Below are 13,966 nucleotides of genomic sequence, written 5' to 3' on the forward strand. Positions count from 1 at the left end.
CGCCGGGTGCCCGGCGGTGACCAGGGCGATCCGCCGGACTTCGCCGGGCCCTCGGTCATGATCGGCGGTAGGTTCGACAGGCAGGACGGCGAAACAAGGAGGCAGCGTGAGCCAGGAAGTCCGGGGAGTCGTGTCGCGGCGCAAGGGCGCGCCCGTGGAGGTCACCACGATCGTGGTGCCGGACCCGGGGCCCGGCGAAGCGGTGGTACGCGTCCAGTCGTGCGGCGTCTGCCACACCGACCTGCACTACCGCGAGGGCGGCATCAACGACGACTACCCGTTCCTGCTCGGGCACGAGGCCGCGGGCGTCGTCGAGCAGGTCGGTGACGGCGTCACCGAGGTGGCCCCCGGTGACTTCGTGGTGCTCAACTGGCGTGCCGTGTGCGGGCAGTGCCGGGCCTGCCTGCGGGGCCGCCCCTGGTACTGCTTCGCCACCCACAACGCGGCGCAGAAGACGACGCTCACCGACGGCACCGAACTCACGCCCGCGCTGGGCATCGGCGCGTTCGCGGAGAAGACGCTCGTGCACGCCGGGCAGTGCACCAAGGTGGACCCGTCGGCCCGGCCCGCGGCCGTCGGCCTGCTCGGCTGCGGGGTGATGGCCGGTCTCGGCGCGGCCATGAACACCGGCAACGTGACCCGGGGCGACTCGGTGGCGGTGATCGGCTGCGGCGGCGTCGGCGACGCGGCGGTGGCCGGCGCGGCCCTGGCCGGCGCGACCACGATCATCGCGGTGGACACCGACGCCCGCAAGCTCGACTGGGCGCGCACGTTCGGCGCCACCCACACCGTCAACGCCTCCGAGGACGACGCGGTGGAGGCCATCCGCGCCGCCACCGGCGGGTTCGGCGCCGACGTGGTGATCGACGCGGTGGGCCGGCCGGAGACCTGGAAGCAGGCCTTCTATGCCCGCGACCTGGCCGGCACTGTCGTCCTGGTCGGGGTGCCGACGCCGGAGATGACCGTGGAACTGCCGCTGGCCGACGTGTTCGGGCGGGGCGGCGCGCTCAAGTCCAGCTGGTACGGCGACTGCCTGCCCAGCCGCGACTTCCCGATGCTGACCGAGCTCTACCGGCAGGGCCGCCTGGACCTGGACGCCTTCGTCACCGAGGAGATCGCCCTGGACCAGGTCGAGGAGGCGTTCACCCGGATGCACCACGGTGACGTGCTGCGCTCGGTGGTGGTCTTCCCGTGATCGCCCGCGTCGACCACACCGTCACCTCCGGCACGTTCTCCCTCGACGGGCAGACCTTCGACGTGGACAACAACGTCTGGGTGATCGGCGACGACACCGAGTGCGTCGTCGTCGACGCGCCGCACGACGTGGCCGCGATCCGCGCCCTGGTCGGTGACCGGCAGGTGCTGGCGATCCTGGCGACCCACGGCCACGACGACCACGTCCGGGTGGCTCCCGAGCTGACCCGGGCGACAGGCGCCCCGGTGCTGCTGCACCCCGCCGACCGGGTGCTGTGGGACATGGTGCACCCGGACACCCCGCCGGACGGCGACCTCGTCGACGGTCAGACCGTCACCGTCGGCGGCGTCACGCTGCGCGTCCTGCACACCCCCGGCCACAGCCCCGGCGCGTGCAGCCTGTACGCCCCGGACCTGGGTGTCGTGTTCACCGGCGACACGCTGTTCGCCGGCGGGCCCGGCGCGACCGGCCGCTCCTACAGCGACTTCGGCACCATCGTCGAGTCGATCCGCGACCGGCTGCTCACCCTGCCGCCGCAGACCGTGGTGCACACCGGGCACGGTGACGACACCACGGTCGGCGCCGAGGCCCCGCACCTGGACGAGTGGATCGCCCGGGGGCACTGAGGAACCTCCGCCGCGGGGAGGGCGGGACACCTCCGCGCGGCGAGGGCGGGAAACCTCCTCGCCGCGCGGCGTCTGTCGCGGTGATACTCGACGCCATGATCACCACGACGCTCACCGCCGCCCAGTCCGCCGCGCTGCGCCACGTCCAGGACGTGGCCCTGCGGGACCGCCCGGCGGCGCTCGCCGTCATCGCCGGTCACCTCGCCGCGTCCGGCGCGACGGTCCGGGGCGCGGAACTCGTCGCGGCGGTCGCCGCCCACGGCCGGCTGACGCTCAACTTCCACCCCGACCGGGTGCTGCGCGACGGCCGTACCGTCGTCGAGGCGCTCGCCGCCGAGGGCGTCTACCGCAGCCAGTTCGAGACCGGCATCTCCAACGGCGGCCTGACCGCCTACCCGGGCGGCGACCGGGACGTGTGGGAGCGGGCCATGTTCGGCGGCGCCTACCAGCGGCCGGGTGTGCGCCCGGGGGAGCGCCCGAAGTACGGCGGCCTGAACCTGCTCGACCATCCCGACGGCGCCTGCCCCCGCTTCGGCTCCTGCCACCTGCGGCTGCGCCCCGAGACGCTGGCCCGCACGACGTTCACCTTCGGCGACAGTCACGTCCACCCCACCGACGTCGGCACCGTCACCGTCTTCGAACCGGTCCTGGCGGCGTTGCTGACGGCCACCGCCGAGACCGGTGCGAGCCTGGGCGTGGCCGGCATGGACACCGAGACGCTGCTGCGGACGCTGCTGCGCCGCCGGGAGCGGGCCGAGCGGCAGGCCGGCCGGGCGCTCGACGACTACATCGAGGCCCAGGTGCACGGCGAGGTGCATCTCGCCCGCGACGTCGAGGCGCTCGTGGTCGACCCGTCGTTCCGGGGCACCGACGTGGGCCGTCGCCTCGCCGGAATTGCCGACCGGCACGGGCTGGCGCTGGCCTGGCACCCCGGCTTCGCGCTACCCGTGGACGGCGTGGACGCGGAGTTCCGCGGGCCGGACATCCCGCCGCTGGCCGCCCGGGTGGCGGCGGAGTTCGGCTGCCCGGGAGAGCCGGTCACCGCCGCGCTTGTCGGCCGGGCCGCCGCCTCCGTGGTGCGCGAACCGTCGCGCTGGGCCGACCGGGGGCCGACCGAGGTGACGTTGCAGCACCTCAAGCAGCTCTGGCACGTGTTGGTGCGATTCGGTGCTCCGGCCTGAAGTGTCCCGCCCGGCGAGCGCCGTCCGGTCACGCGGGTGACCTGGACCTCAACACCCGTCCTCGGGGCCATTTCCGGAATGACCGACATGCCGGGTGCGTTGTGTCCCCGATACCGCCGGCAACCAAACCCCGTACCCGCCGGCAGGGCCCCCGAGGTGCGCTCACCCCGGAGCGCGTCGTAACGATCGAAAGGGCAACCATCGTGAAGCAGTCCTTCACCCGATGGCTCCCGGCCATCGCGAAGACCGCCGTCGCCAAGACCACCGACACCGTCCAGAACCGCCGCGCCGCGCTGAGCGTCGCGGGGGTCGCCGTCCTGGGTGGGCTCGCCATCGGCCCCACCGCCGTCGCCGCGCCGGTGACCACCCAGCCGCACGCCGGGGCGGTGGCCGCCATCGACCTGGCCACCGGCAAGCAGACCGCCACCGAGACGGTCGAGTCGGACCTGACCACAGGTGGGGGGAAGACCCCGACCAGGGCCGACCGGCCGGCCAGGGACAAGCTCGTGCCGCACGGCGTCGAGGGCGCGCAGTCGCGCATCCCGCTCGACGACGCGCAACTCGCCAACGCCAAGGCCATCGTCGAGGCGGCCAAGGAGAGCGGCGTGGGGGAGCGGGGCGCGGTGATCGGCGTCGCCACCTCCCTGCAGGAGTCGAAGCTGTACAACCTGGGCCACCTCGGCACGTACAACGACCACGACTCCGAGGGCCTGTTCCAGCAACGCCCGTCCTCCGGTTGGGGCACGTCCGAGCAGATCACCGACCCGGAGTACTCCAGCAAGGCGTTCTTTGGCGCGCTGAAGAACGTCGGCGGCTGGCCGGAGCTGCCGCTGACCACCGCGGCGCAGACGGTGCAGGTCTCCGCCTACCCGTACGCGTACGCGCAGTGGGAGGAGCAGGCGGCGGACATCGTCCACCAGCTCTGGTGATCCCCGGCTCAGCCAGGGAGACGGCCGGTCCTTCGGGGTCGGCCGTCTCCGTCCCGCGTGCGCTCAGCGCGGTGCGCGGCGAGCCACGACACCACCGGTCGCACCACCGACGGGTCCAGCGGTCGCTTCGCCTCGTCCCGGTACGCCCGCATCGACGGCGGTCCCGGCTGGCGGCGCAGCACGTGGGTGACCTCGGGCAGCACCCCGATCTGCGCCGGGCCGCCCGCGTGGGCGGCGAGCACCGGCAGGTCCTGCGGATCTGTCTGGATGTCCTTGTCGCCGGTGAGGGCGAGGATCGGGGCGTGCACCCGGGCCAGATCCGGCCGCGGGTCGTAGCGCAGGAACTCCCGGAACCAGCGGGCGTTGAGCCGCTGCCCGTCGATCCGCGCGACATCCCCGGTGGTGGCGAGGATCCTCTCGTGGCTGCGGGACACCTTGGCCACCGGGTCGGTGCGGTAGAGCCGCAGCAGCAGGCGCACCGGGGCCGGCAGGGTGGGCACCAGCCGCGCCGCCTGCCAGCGCGCCCCCTCGGCGCCGGTGCGGCCGGGGGCGGCGAGCAGGACCAGGCCGGCGACCGGCACGCCGCGCGCGGCGAGTGCGATCGAGGTGAGCGCGCCCTCGCCGTGCCCGACCAGGAACAGCCGCCCGCCGTTCACGGCCGGGTCGGCGCGCAGCGCCGCGAACACGGCCGCCGCGTCGTCGACGTTGTCGTGGAAGCCGGTACGCAGGAATTCGCCGGTGCTGCCGCCCACGCCCCGCCGGTCGTACCGCAGCGAGGCGATGCCGGCCCCGGCCAGCGCGGCGGCCAGCTGCCGCTGGATGCCCAACGGCAGGTGGCGCAGGTCGCCGTCGCGGTCGGTCGCCCCGAAACTGGGCAGCAGCAGCGCCGCGGGGTGCGGCCCCGGGCCGTCGGGCAGGGCCAGCGTGCCGGCCAGCCGGTATCCGGCCGAGTCGACGGTGAGCGGGCGCTCCACGGTCACGGCCGCACCCGTGCGGCGAGCGCGTCGGCGTCGTCGGCGCCGACGAGCAGCGAGTCGTACCCCTGGCCGGTGAGGGTGATGCGGACGGCCGGTTGGCCGCCGCGGACGCTGACGAACTCCTTGCCGGCCCTGCCGCGCCAGGTGCCGACGTTGCGGATGCGGGGCACGCCGAGCCCTGGTGCGCGGATGCCGCGGGTGGCGCGCGCCCCGTCCGGTACGACGACGGCGCCACGGACGGCCGAGCGGGGAAACGACAGGTCGCCGCGCAGGGCCCAGATCTTCTCGGCGGTGGTGAGCCGGACGTCGAGGCGGCCGGCGGTGACGTCGATGGTGGCCATCAGCGCTCTCCTCACCTCTGTTGTCGTTGCTGACAACACTATCGCCGGCCACGCTCTCCCCGGTTCCGAAGACCGGCGGCGACGTCCACCATCGCGGCGACCAGTGCCAGCGCGACGATCCCGGCGGCCAGCAGCAGCGAGTGCCGGAACGCCGTACCCCAGTCGCCACCGTCGTCGGCGAGCGTGGAGAAGAACAGGGCGCCCACCGCGGCGATGCCGGCGGCCGAGCCGATCCGCTGCCCGGTCTGGAGCATGCCGGCGCCGCTGCCGGCCATCGGCACCGGCACTTCCGACAACGTCAACGTCTGGTTCGGCGCGATCACCAGGCCGCTGCCCAGCCCGGCCACCAGCAGCGGCAGCGCGGTGCGCAGCGGCACGTTCTCCCCCGGCCCGCCGGACAGCACCAGGTCGGTGGCGACCAGCCCCACCACCACCCCCAGCAGTCCGACCGCGACAAGCGGCCGGCCGTACCGGGTGACCACCCGCCCGCCCAGGGCGGAGGCCACCGCCGAGCCGAGTGCGAACGGGGTGATGGCCAGGCCGGCCACGAGCGCGCTGTAGCCCAGGCCGATCTGCAGGTAGAGCGTGAACACGAAGAAGATCGCGGTGAAGCCGGCGAAGTAGATCAGCCCGATCAGTGCCCCGAGCGCGTACGAGCGCACCGTGAACAACCGCAGGTCGAACAGGGGCTGGCTGTGCCGGGCGTACCGGCGTTCCCACAGCGCGAAACCGGCCAGCAGCAGCAGGCCGACGGGGATCAACAACCACTTCCCCGCGCCGTGCCACTGCTCCCGCTGCACCAGCGGCAGCAGGACCACGGTGACCCCGGCGCCGAGCAGCAGCACCCCGACCGGGTCCAGCCGGTGGCGGCCGGCGGCGCCGGTCGCGCCGGCCGGCATCAGCCGCCAGCCGAGCAGCATCGCCACGATCCCCACCGGGATGTTCACGAAGAACACCCATCGCCAGCCGTGCTCCGCGCCGCCGAGCTGGATGAGCAGCCCGCCCAGCAGCGGGCCGACCGCGGTGGAGATGCCGATGGTGGCGCCCAGCAGCCCGAACGCCCGTCCCCGGTCGGCGCCCCGGAACAGCTCCTGGATCATGCCGCTCACCTGGGGGTTCACCACGCCCGCCGCGGCACCCTGGACGAGCCGGGCGACGATCAGCCACTCCGGTGAGCCGGCCAGCCCGGCCACCGCGCTGGTGAGCGTGAACATCCCCACCCCGACCACGAACGCGGTACGCCGGCCCCGGGCGTCGCCGAAGCGCCCGGCCGGCACCAGCACCAGGCCGAACGTCAGCGCGTACCCGGACAGCACCCACTGCAGGTCGCTCGGGGTGGCGTGCAGCGCCCGGTCGATCGACGGCACCGCGACGTTGACGATGCTGACGTCCAGCAGCGTCATGAACGCCGCGACCAGTCCGACGCCCAGCGCCCGCCAGCGCCGCCGGTCGTCGTACCCGGTGTCGCGCACCGGCGTCGACGCCCGGTCCCCGCTCATCGCACCCCCACCGACCGTCGCTGACGTATCCCGTCGCTACCCGGCCACCGGCGAGACAAACGACGTGCTCAGGCCGTCTGACGCGCGCACCACCGCGGTCCGAAGTCCAGGCCGGACAGCGGTGAGTCCTCCCGGTGCAGCAAACCCCGGGCGGTCAGCGAGTGCAGCGGTTCGTGCACCTCGTCCTCGGTCATCCCGGTCTCCTCGGCGATCAGGTCCGGGTAGGGCACGTGTCCCCGCGCCTCCAGCGCGGACACCGCCTGGTAGACCCGTTCCTCGGTCGCGGACAGCTGGACCTGCGGCATCGTCCCTCCTCGGCGTGGACCGCCCGATCGGCGGGCGGCCGGCGACCGGCGGTTACCCGGCCCGCCGACGAAGATGCACACCCGGACGGGGGGTTACGCTGCCTGCGTGATCATCTGGGACCTGGTCGTGGTCGGCGGCGGACCGGCCGGGCTGTCCGCCGCGCACGCCGCGGCCCGGGGCGGCGTCCGCACCCTGGTCGTGGAGCGGGCCACCCACCCGCGGTACAAGACGTGCGGCGGCGGCCTGATCGGCACCTCGCTGGCCGAGGTCGACGGCCGGGTCGAGGTGCCCGCCCACGACCGGGTCGACCGGATCACGTTCACCCGCGACGGGCGACGCGCGTTCACCCGCCGGCACCGGTCGCCGCTGGTCACCATGATCCGGCGGGAGGAGTTCGACGACCGGCTGCGCGCCGCCGCGGTGGCCGCCGGCGCGCAGGTCCGCGAGGGCGTCGCGGTGCGCGCGGTGGACCAGGACCCCGACGCGGTACGTCTGCGGCTGGCCGACGGCGACGTGGTTCACGCCCGTGCCGTGGTCGGCGCGGACGGCTCGTCCGGCGTGACCGCCCGGCACGCCGGGGTGCGGTACCGCCAGGTCGACCTGGGGCTGGAACTGGAACTGCCTGTCGACGCCGCCGAGCAGGACCGGTGGCGGGGCCGGATGCTGCTCGACTGGGGGCCGGTCCCCGGCTCGTACGCCTGGGTCTTCCCCAAGGGAGACCGGCTCACCGTGGGCGTCATCTCCGCCCGGGGCGCGGGGGAGCGGACCCGCGCCTACCTGCGCGATCTCGTGGCCCGGCTGGGCCTGGCCGACCTGTCGCCGGAACACGACTCCGGGCACCTCACCCGCTGCCGCGCCGAGGACTCCCCGCTGCGCCACGGCCGGGTGCTCGTGGCCGGGGACGCCGCCGGCCTGCTGGAGCCGTGGAGCCGGGAGGGCATCAGCTACGCGCTGCGCTCCGGCCGGCTGGCCGGGGAGGCGGTCGCCGCCGGGGACCTCGACGCGTACGCCCGCCAGGTGCACCGGCTGCTGACGCCCGAGATGCGGGCCGGGCACCGGCTGCTGGAGGTCTTCCAGCGGCGGCCGGACGTGTTCCACGCGTTGCTGGCCAGCCCGCCCGGCTGGCGGATGTTCGTGCGCTTCTGCCAGGGCCGGGCGAGCTTCGCCGAGGTGCTCGACAAGCGTCCGGTCCGGGGCGGGCTGGCCGTGCTCGACCGCCTGCCCCCGGTCAGGGGACGATGACCGCCCGGCCGTGCACGTCGCCCCGGCGCAACGCCTCGTACGCCTCGGACGTCTGCGCCAGCGGGAACGTCTGCACGTCTGCGCGCAGCCGGCCGTCGTGGGCCAACGCGATCACCTCCCGCAGTTCCGCCCGGGTGCCCCAGAACGGCACCGACACCGGCGCCTCCATCGGCACCGTGGGCGGCTCGTCGGCGACCGGACGCACCGGCAGGGTGCCCCCGGCCAGGCCCACCAGAAGCACCTGACCGCCGGTGGCGACGACCTGCCGGGCGGTGTCGAGCGTCGGCTGGGCGCCGACGAAGTCGAGCACCACGTCCGCGCCGTCCGGCGGCGAGCCGACCAGCTCGCGGATCCTGTCCACCGCGTCCGGCCCGGCCTGCACCACCTGGTGGGCGCCGAGGCGGCCGGCCAGGTCCAGGGCCGCGGGGTTGGTGTCCACCGCGACGATCCGCACGGCCGTGGTGGCGGCCAGGATCTGCACCGCCATGTGCCCCAGCCCGCCGATTCCGATCACCACGCAGGAGGTGCCGGGCCGCAGCCGGGCCCGGGCCAGCTCCACCGCGTGGTACGGGGTCAGTCCCGCGTCGGTCAGCGGGGCCGCCTGGGTCAGCTCCATGTCGCCCACCGGAAGCAGGCGGGACGCGGGCACCGACACGTACTCGGCCAGCCCACCGTCGCGGCTGAGTCCGATCCCGCCGACCGGGATGACCCGGCAGCGGTTCTCCTCGCCGCGCAGGCAGGCCCGGCACCGGCCGCAGCCGATGATCCCGTAGACGGCGACCCGGTCGCCGGGCGACCAGCCGTCCACGCCCGCCCCGACCGTGTCGACGGTCCCGGCGATCTCGTGGCCGAGCGTCAGCGGGGTCGGGAACACCCCCGGCGGCGCGTCGAGGATGTGCAGGTCGGAGTGGCAGGCGCCGACCGCGCCGACGCGCAGCAACACCTCGCCGGGGCCGGCCTCGGGCGTGGGCACCTCGGTGTGTTCCAGCACCCCGGGTGCGGTCATCCGTACTGCGCGCATGGCTCCTCCACCTCGTCGCCGACGGTCGTCGCGGCGGCATACCCGTGCCGTAGCGGTTGATGCGGAGGCCGGACGGGCGGGCGCACAATGCGGTCATGAGCGAGCCGACCGAGTCGTTCACCGACGAGGAGTACGCATTCCTGCGGCACGTCCGCTTCGGCGAACTGCCGGTCCGGGTACGCCCGGAGGAGCGGATCGAGTCCGCCGAGACCGAGTTCCCGCCGGACCGACCGGACCCGGTCGGCGGGGAGTCGGAGTGGCACCTGCGCGCGGGCGGCTGACGGGGCCCGGACACACGCCCGGACCCCGCCGCGTCACGTCAGAAGACCGGTACGCCCTCGCGCACCAGCCGCCAGTTGGGCACGAAGAAGTCGGCCGGGTCGATGACCCCCTTGGCCTGCGCCCAGTCGATGAGCAACTGGCGGATCTCCTGCTGGGCGTTGTAGACCTGCGTCGTCACGATGCCGGGGAAGTTCCCGCCGCCGCTGCGCCGGTAGTTGTTCACCGCCACCACGAACCGGGCGTCCGCCGCGACCGGGGTGTCCGTGCCGGGCAGCACCAGGCGGGTGATCCGCTGGCCGACCGGCCTGGCGATGTCGATGTCGTAGTCGACGCCGGAGAACACGTCGTAGTTGTAGTCCGGCACGGCCGGGTCGTTGATGGCCGCCACGTCGACCGGGGCGCCGGCCGGCAGGGTCCGGAAGTACTTCGCCGAGTACTCCAGGTAGGCCTTCACCTCGGCGCCGGTCAGCACGACCGCCTCAAGGGTGTTGTCGTACACGTAGAGCCCGGCCACGTCGCGGATGCGCACGTCGCCCTGCGGGAACACCGCGGTACGGCTGAACGGCGCGGCGATGGACAGCACCGGCAGGTCCGCGTACTCGCCGCCGGCCAGCGCCGCGGTGACCACCTCGGTCTGCACGTGGTTGATGAAGTCCAGGATCGGGGTGTCCCGGTACCGCGACTCGGCGGCGGACAGCTCCACGCTCGACCGCGCGACGACCCGGTTGACGTACTCGACGGTCTTGGCGTGCTGGCCGCGCACGGCCGCGAGCACCGCCGGGTCCTCGACCACCGTGTTGGTGTTCAGCGTGGTGGCCGACTTGGCGACCACCGCCCACCGGCCCTTGTCCCTGGTCAGCGTGAAGTCCATCCGGGTGAGCCGTTGGCCCCACTTCGACGGCTCCGAGAGGAGCACCGCCTGACCGGTCTCCCGGTTGGTGACGAACTTCTCCGGCACCTCGTTGTGCGCGTGGCCGAACAGGATCGCGTCGATGCCGGGCACCTGCTCGGCGATCAGCGCACTCGGGTTCTCGTTCGGCAGCTCCGGGCCGTAGCTGGAGGTGCCGCTGTCGCCGCCGTGGGCGGAGATGATGACCAGGTCGGCGCCGCGGCGACGCATCACCGGCACCCACTTCGCCGCGGTGGCGACCATGTCGGCGAAGACCAGGCGGCCCTCGACGTTGCCCTTGTCCCAGATGGCCACGCCCGGGTTGGTCAGACCGAGGATGCCCACACGCAGCTTCGGTGCGCCGTGCCCGCCGAGCCGCACCTCCTTGATCACGTACGGGAGGAAGGCCGGCTTGCCGGTCTCCGCGTTGAGCGCGTTGGCGGCCAGCGCCGGGAAGCCGAGCTGCTCGATCCAGGTGGCCAGCAACGGCAGGCCGTAGTTGAACTCGTGGTTGCCGAGCGTCACGGCGTCGTAGCGCAGCACGTTCATGGCGTTGGCCATCGGGTGCGTCTCACCGGTGCTGGTGATCGGCTCCTGCTTGGCGTAGTACGTGGCCAGCGGCGTGCCCTGGATCGTGTCACCGGCGTCCAGCACCAGCGTGGCCCGGCCCGCGCGCTCGGCGCGGATCTGGTTGACCAGGGTGGCCAGCTTCGCGACGCCGACGTCGTTGTGCCTGCTGTCGTCGTACTCGGCGTCGGAGTAGTAGTCCCAGTTGTAGACGTTGCCGTGGGTGTCCGAGGTGCCCAGGACGGTCAGGTCCCAGGTCCCCGGCTGCTTCGGCGTCGCCTCGGCGGGCGCGCCGGCGAGCAGGGGAGCGGTCGCGGCGGCGGCCGCGACCGCCAGCACCTGGCGGCGCGAGGCGCCGGAGGAGGAGGTCATTGAGGTGCCCTTCGATGGGGTTACGCGCCTCGTGGGCGCCGTTGCGCACCATAACGACCATCTGTTGCCCTGGCCACACCGGCCCGCGTCGATCGCTGTTCTCCCAGCGGTCGCTGTTTTCCCGGCCGCGAGCCGGGTAGGGGCGCAGACATGAGCGAGGACCAGTACACCCAGCAGCACCCGACCGAGCAGTACGGACAGCGCGAGGGCCAGCCGTCGCAACAGCAGACACCGCCGGGCAGCGAACAGGAGATGAGCCCCAAGCCGGACCACGGCGAGGAGTCGTACCGGGGCGCCGACCGGCTCAGCGGCAGACGCGCGGTCATCACCGGCGGTGACTCCGGCATCGGCCGGGCGGTCGCCATCGCCTACGCCCGCGAGGGCGCCGACGTGCTCGTCACCTACGTCGGTGACGAGGAGGAGGCGGACGCCCGGGAGACCGTACGGCTGATCGAGCAGGCCGGACGCAAGGGCGTGGCGATGCGCACCGACCTGCGTCGGGAGGAGAACTGCCGGGAGGTGGTCGACCGGGCGGTGACCGATCTCGGCGGCATCGACATCCTGGTCAACAACGCGGCCTTCCAGATGTCGCAGGACAACGGCCTGCTCGACATCACCACCGAGCAGTTCGACCGGGTCTTCAAGACCAACGTGTACGCGATGTTCTGGCTCTGCAAGTTCGCGGTGCCGCACATGAAGGAAGGCTCGACGATCATCAACACGTCGTCGATCCAGGCGTTCGACCCGTCGCCGCAGCTGCTCGACTACGCCACCACCAAGGCCGCCATCGCGAACTTCACCAAGGCGCTCGCGTTGAACCTGGCCGACCGGGGCATCCGGGTCAACGCGGTGGCGCCCGGCCCGATCTGGACGCCGCTGATCCCGGCCACCATGCCGGAGGAGAAGGTGAAGCAGTTCGGCACGGACGTGCCGCTGGGTCGGCCCGGCCAGCCAGCCGAACTGGCGCCCGCGTACGTCTTCTTCGCCTCCCAGGAGTCCAGCTACGTCACCGGTGAGATCCTCGGCGTCACCGGCGGCAGGCCGACGAAGTGACCGCCGGGGCCGTCCGGCTCCGCCGTCAGCGGGGCCAGGCGGCCATCCGGCGGCGCACCTCGGCGACGCGCGGCGCGTCCAGGCCGTAGCGGGCGAACCGCCGGTCGGCCAGGCCGTCGAGATAGCGGCCCGCCGCGCGCACGTCCTCGTCATCAAGCGCCGGGTCCACCTGGCGGGCCAGCGCCAACAGCTCCGCCACGGCGTACCGGTCCAGCGCGGCGGACACGTCGATGTAGTCGCGTACCTCCCGGCGGTTCACCAGCGCGGCGGTCTTGTTGGCGATCAGGTCCCGCACGTCCATCACCGGGCCGAGGTCCATCACCACGGGGCTGCGGTGCCGGTCCAGGCGGGCCAGGCTGAGCCGGATCTGCCGGCCGTCCCGGCCGACCACGAAGTCCCGCAGGTCCCGGTCGAAACCGTCGAACACCTCGCCGAGCCCGTCCGGGTCCGCCTCGGTCACCAGGTAGCCGGCCCGCTCCAGCGCGGCGCGTACCCCGTCGGCCGCCGCCGCGGCGGCGCCCTCCACGTCGGCGAACAGGTCCACGTCTTCGGTGGGGCGGGTGACCAGGCCGTGGGCCGCCCACGCCACCCCACCGCCGAGCACGAACCGGTGCGGGCCGGCGGCGGTGAGGGCCACCCGGGCCACCTCCCGGTAGAACTCGTGCGGATGGGTCACGCGGCGCGCAGGCCCGGGTGCCGGGACTCCCAGGCCAGGCGGACGCCGCGGGGCAGGTTCAACACCTGCCACACCCGGCGCAACGTGCCCGCGTGGATCAGCTCCCGCAGGTCCTCCACCCGGGCCGTCTCGCGCAGCACGTTCTCGTACATCCAGAGCAGCTCGTCCGGGTCGCCCAGGTCGAACGCCCGTTCGCTGTTCCACATCAGGCGCACCGGCAGCTCGACGATGCCCGCGGTGGGGCCGGTCAGCTCGTCCAGGGTGCGCGCCACCACCGCGGGACGCCCGGGACGGGCGAGGTACGCGTGCACGGTGGCCGACATGTCCTCAGGGTAACCCCAGCCCGACGCCTTTCCCCCCGTCTGTCCCCACCCAAGCGCCCCAGCGCCTTCCCCCTTCGCCCTCACCGCCCGCCCCGCGCTCGTAGGCTGCCGCCGCAGATCTTGGAAGCCGCACGCCCCTGTGGAGGCCGTTTCGCACCAAGATCTCTCGCCGACGTGCGTCCCGACCCGTGGCCGTCGGGTTTCGGGATGTCCGGTTTCGGGGTGGTCGGGGGCCGCACAGACCGTCCAGGTCTCCACAGTGGGAGCAGCAGGCCGCCGACCTCGCCCAGCACTGGAACAGCTGACGACAGCGGTGACCGGTGTCACGGCCGGCGAGCGGAAGTTCCGCCGGCCCGGTACCGTTGTGCAGAGCGTCGGTGTGTCCAGTGTCCCCGGGCCTCACCTAAATTGCCGTCGCGGAATACCGTTCGGCTGGAGCCGCGCCGCGCCACTCGCCGAGAGGCGACATGCACACCGACGCCCAGCG

The 13,966-nt window shown here is 73.6% G+C and carries 15 protein-coding genes; 7 read left to right on the plus strand and 8 right to left on the minus strand.

Annotated features, from left to right (window positions below):
• Nucleotides 1-106 precede the first annotated feature (106 nt).
• The 4 genes from ACLQ2X_RS02810 to ACLQ2X_RS02825 all read left to right on the plus strand — a co-directional run bounded on the left by ACLQ2X_RS02810 (nucleotide 107) and on the right by ACLQ2X_RS02825 (nucleotide 3,931).
• The gene (locus ACLQ2X_RS02810; RefSeq protein WP_425679319.1) at nucleotides 107-1,195 is read left to right on the plus strand and encodes an S-(hydroxymethyl)mycothiol dehydrogenase; all 1,089 of its coding nucleotides are present in this window, start codon (nucleotides 107-109) and stop codon (nucleotides 1,193-1,195) included.
• The gene (locus ACLQ2X_RS02815) at nucleotides 1,192-1,821 is read left to right on the plus strand and encodes an MBL fold metallo-hydrolase (protein WP_425679320.1); all 630 of its coding nucleotides are present in this window, start codon (nucleotides 1,192-1,194) and stop codon (nucleotides 1,819-1,821) included. The genes ACLQ2X_RS02810 and ACLQ2X_RS02815 overlap by 4 nt, the downstream gene beginning before the upstream one ends.
• Before the next feature lie 95 nt (nucleotides 1,822-1,916).
• Entirely contained in the window at nucleotides 1,917-3,002 is a 1,086-nt protein-coding gene (locus ACLQ2X_RS02820; protein ID WP_425679321.1) for a DUF3626 domain-containing protein, read from the plus strand.
• Nucleotides 3,003-3,205: 203 nt separating this feature from the next.
• Nucleotides 3,206-3,931, plus strand: a complete 726-nt coding sequence (locus ACLQ2X_RS02825; protein ID WP_425679322.1) for a hypothetical protein — start codon at nucleotides 3,206-3,208, stop codon at nucleotides 3,929-3,931.
• Between the two features lie 8 nt (nucleotides 3,932-3,939).
• Here ACLQ2X_RS02825 and ACLQ2X_RS02830 read toward each other — a convergent pair whose 3' ends face one another.
• The 4 genes from ACLQ2X_RS02830 to ACLQ2X_RS02845 all read right to left on the minus strand — a co-directional run bounded on the left by ACLQ2X_RS02830 (nucleotide 3,940) and on the right by ACLQ2X_RS02845 (nucleotide 7,053).
• The gene (locus ACLQ2X_RS02830) at nucleotides 3,940-4,911 is read right to left on the minus strand and encodes a serine aminopeptidase domain-containing protein (RefSeq protein ID WP_425679323.1); all 972 of its coding nucleotides are present in this window, start codon (nucleotides 4,909-4,911) and stop codon (nucleotides 3,940-3,942) included.
• Nucleotides 4,908-5,249, minus strand: a complete 342-nt coding sequence (locus tag ACLQ2X_RS02835) for a hypothetical protein (RefSeq protein WP_425679324.1) — start codon at nucleotides 5,247-5,249, stop codon at nucleotides 4,908-4,910. Before ACLQ2X_RS02835 ends, ACLQ2X_RS02830 begins: the two co-directional genes overlap by 4 nt.
• A gap of 38 nt (nucleotides 5,250-5,287) precedes the next feature.
• Complete coding sequence (locus ACLQ2X_RS02840) at nucleotides 5,288-6,748, minus strand: MFS transporter (protein WP_425679325.1); 1,461 nt, start codon at nucleotides 6,746-6,748, stop codon at nucleotides 5,288-5,290.
• A gap of 68 nt (nucleotides 6,749-6,816) precedes the next feature.
• Nucleotides 6,817-7,053, minus strand: a complete 237-nt coding sequence (locus ACLQ2X_RS02845) for a hypothetical protein (protein ID WP_425679326.1) — start codon at nucleotides 7,051-7,053, stop codon at nucleotides 6,817-6,819.
• A 106-nt stretch (nucleotides 7,054-7,159) separates the two neighbouring features.
• On the opposite strand from ACLQ2X_RS02845, the gene ACLQ2X_RS02850 reads away from it, so the two are divergent.
• Nucleotides 7,160-8,296, plus strand: coding sequence for a geranylgeranyl reductase family protein (locus tag ACLQ2X_RS02850; RefSeq protein WP_425679327.1), 1,137 nt, complete (start codon nucleotides 7,160-7,162; stop codon nucleotides 8,294-8,296).
• Here the strand turns inward: ACLQ2X_RS02850 and ACLQ2X_RS02855 are convergent.
• Complete coding sequence (locus tag ACLQ2X_RS02855; RefSeq protein ID WP_425679328.1) at nucleotides 8,283-9,317, minus strand: NAD(P)-dependent alcohol dehydrogenase; 1,035 nt, start codon at nucleotides 9,315-9,317, stop codon at nucleotides 8,283-8,285. The genes ACLQ2X_RS02850 and ACLQ2X_RS02855 overlap by 14 nt on opposite strands.
• 95 nt (nucleotides 9,318-9,412) lie before the next feature.
• Between ACLQ2X_RS02855 and ACLQ2X_RS02860 the strand changes: the two genes are divergently transcribed.
• Nucleotides 9,413-9,598: a hypothetical protein gene (locus ACLQ2X_RS02860; RefSeq protein WP_425679329.1), complete on the plus strand. Its 186-nt coding sequence runs from the start codon at nucleotides 9,413-9,415 to the stop codon at nucleotides 9,596-9,598.
• 38 nt (nucleotides 9,599-9,636) lie between these two features.
• Here the strand turns inward: ACLQ2X_RS02860 and ACLQ2X_RS02865 are convergent, their stop codons facing one another.
• Nucleotides 9,637-11,427: a bifunctional metallophosphatase/5'-nucleotidase gene (locus tag ACLQ2X_RS02865; protein WP_425679330.1), complete on the minus strand. Its 1,791-nt coding sequence runs from the start codon at nucleotides 11,425-11,427 to the stop codon at nucleotides 9,637-9,639.
• A gap of 150 nt (nucleotides 11,428-11,577) precedes the next feature.
• Between ACLQ2X_RS02865 and ACLQ2X_RS02870 the strand changes: the two genes are divergently transcribed.
• Nucleotides 11,578-12,480 carry an SDR family oxidoreductase gene (locus tag ACLQ2X_RS02870; RefSeq protein WP_425679331.1) on the plus strand — a complete coding sequence of 301 codons (903 nt, stop codon included), beginning with the start codon at nucleotides 11,578-11,580 and terminating at the stop codon, nucleotides 12,478-12,480.
• Between the two features lie 25 nt (nucleotides 12,481-12,505).
• Here the strand turns inward: ACLQ2X_RS02870 and ACLQ2X_RS02875 are convergent, their stop codons facing one another.
• Nucleotides 12,506-13,156 carry a nucleotidyl transferase AbiEii/AbiGii toxin family protein gene (locus ACLQ2X_RS02875; RefSeq protein ID WP_425679332.1) on the minus strand — a complete coding sequence of 217 codons (651 nt, stop codon included), beginning with the start codon at nucleotides 13,154-13,156 and terminating at the stop codon, nucleotides 12,506-12,508.
• Nucleotides 13,153-13,479: a hypothetical protein gene (locus tag ACLQ2X_RS02880; RefSeq protein WP_425679333.1), complete on the minus strand. Its 327-nt coding sequence runs from the start codon at nucleotides 13,477-13,479 to the stop codon at nucleotides 13,153-13,155. Before ACLQ2X_RS02880 ends, ACLQ2X_RS02875 begins: the two co-directional genes overlap by 4 nt.
• Between the last annotated feature and the right edge of the window lie 487 nt (nucleotides 13,480-13,966).

This window comes from Micromonospora sp. DT31 (genome assembly GCF_049841795.1).
Taxonomy (GTDB): Bacteria; Actinomycetota; Actinomycetes; order Mycobacteriales; family Micromonosporaceae; genus Micromonospora.

Coding starts and splice junctions, on each gene's coding strand:
- ACLQ2X_RS02855 (WP_425679328.1), bottom strand. CDS start 9,317: ATGCGCGCAGTACGGATGACCGCACCCGGGGTGCTGGAACACACCGAG.
- ACLQ2X_RS02870 (WP_425679331.1), top strand. CDS start 11,578: ATGAGCGAGGACCAGTACACCCAGCAGCACCCGACCGAGCAGTACGGA.
- ACLQ2X_RS02835 (WP_425679324.1), bottom strand. CDS start 5,249: ATGGCCACCATCGACGTCACCGCCGGCCGCCTCGACGTCCGGCTCACC.
- ACLQ2X_RS02880 (WP_425679333.1), bottom strand. CDS start 13,479: ATGTCGGCCACCGTGCACGCGTACCTCGCCCGTCCCGGGCGTCCCGCG.
- ACLQ2X_RS02845 (WP_425679326.1), bottom strand. CDS start 7,053: ATGCCGCAGGTCCAGCTGTCCGCGACCGAGGAACGGGTCTACCAGGCG.
- ACLQ2X_RS02840 (WP_425679325.1), bottom strand. CDS start 6,748: ATGAGCGGGGACCGGGCGTCGACGCCGGTGCGCGACACCGGGTACGAC.
- ACLQ2X_RS02860 (WP_425679329.1), top strand. CDS start 9,413: ATGAGCGAGCCGACCGAGTCGTTCACCGACGAGGAGTACGCATTCCTG.
- ACLQ2X_RS02820 (WP_425679321.1), top strand. CDS start 1,917: ATGATCACCACGACGCTCACCGCCGCCCAGTCCGCCGCGCTGCGCCAC.
- ACLQ2X_RS02865 (WP_425679330.1), bottom strand. CDS start 11,427: ATGACCTCCTCCTCCGGCGCCTCGCGCCGCCAGGTGCTGGCGGTCGCG.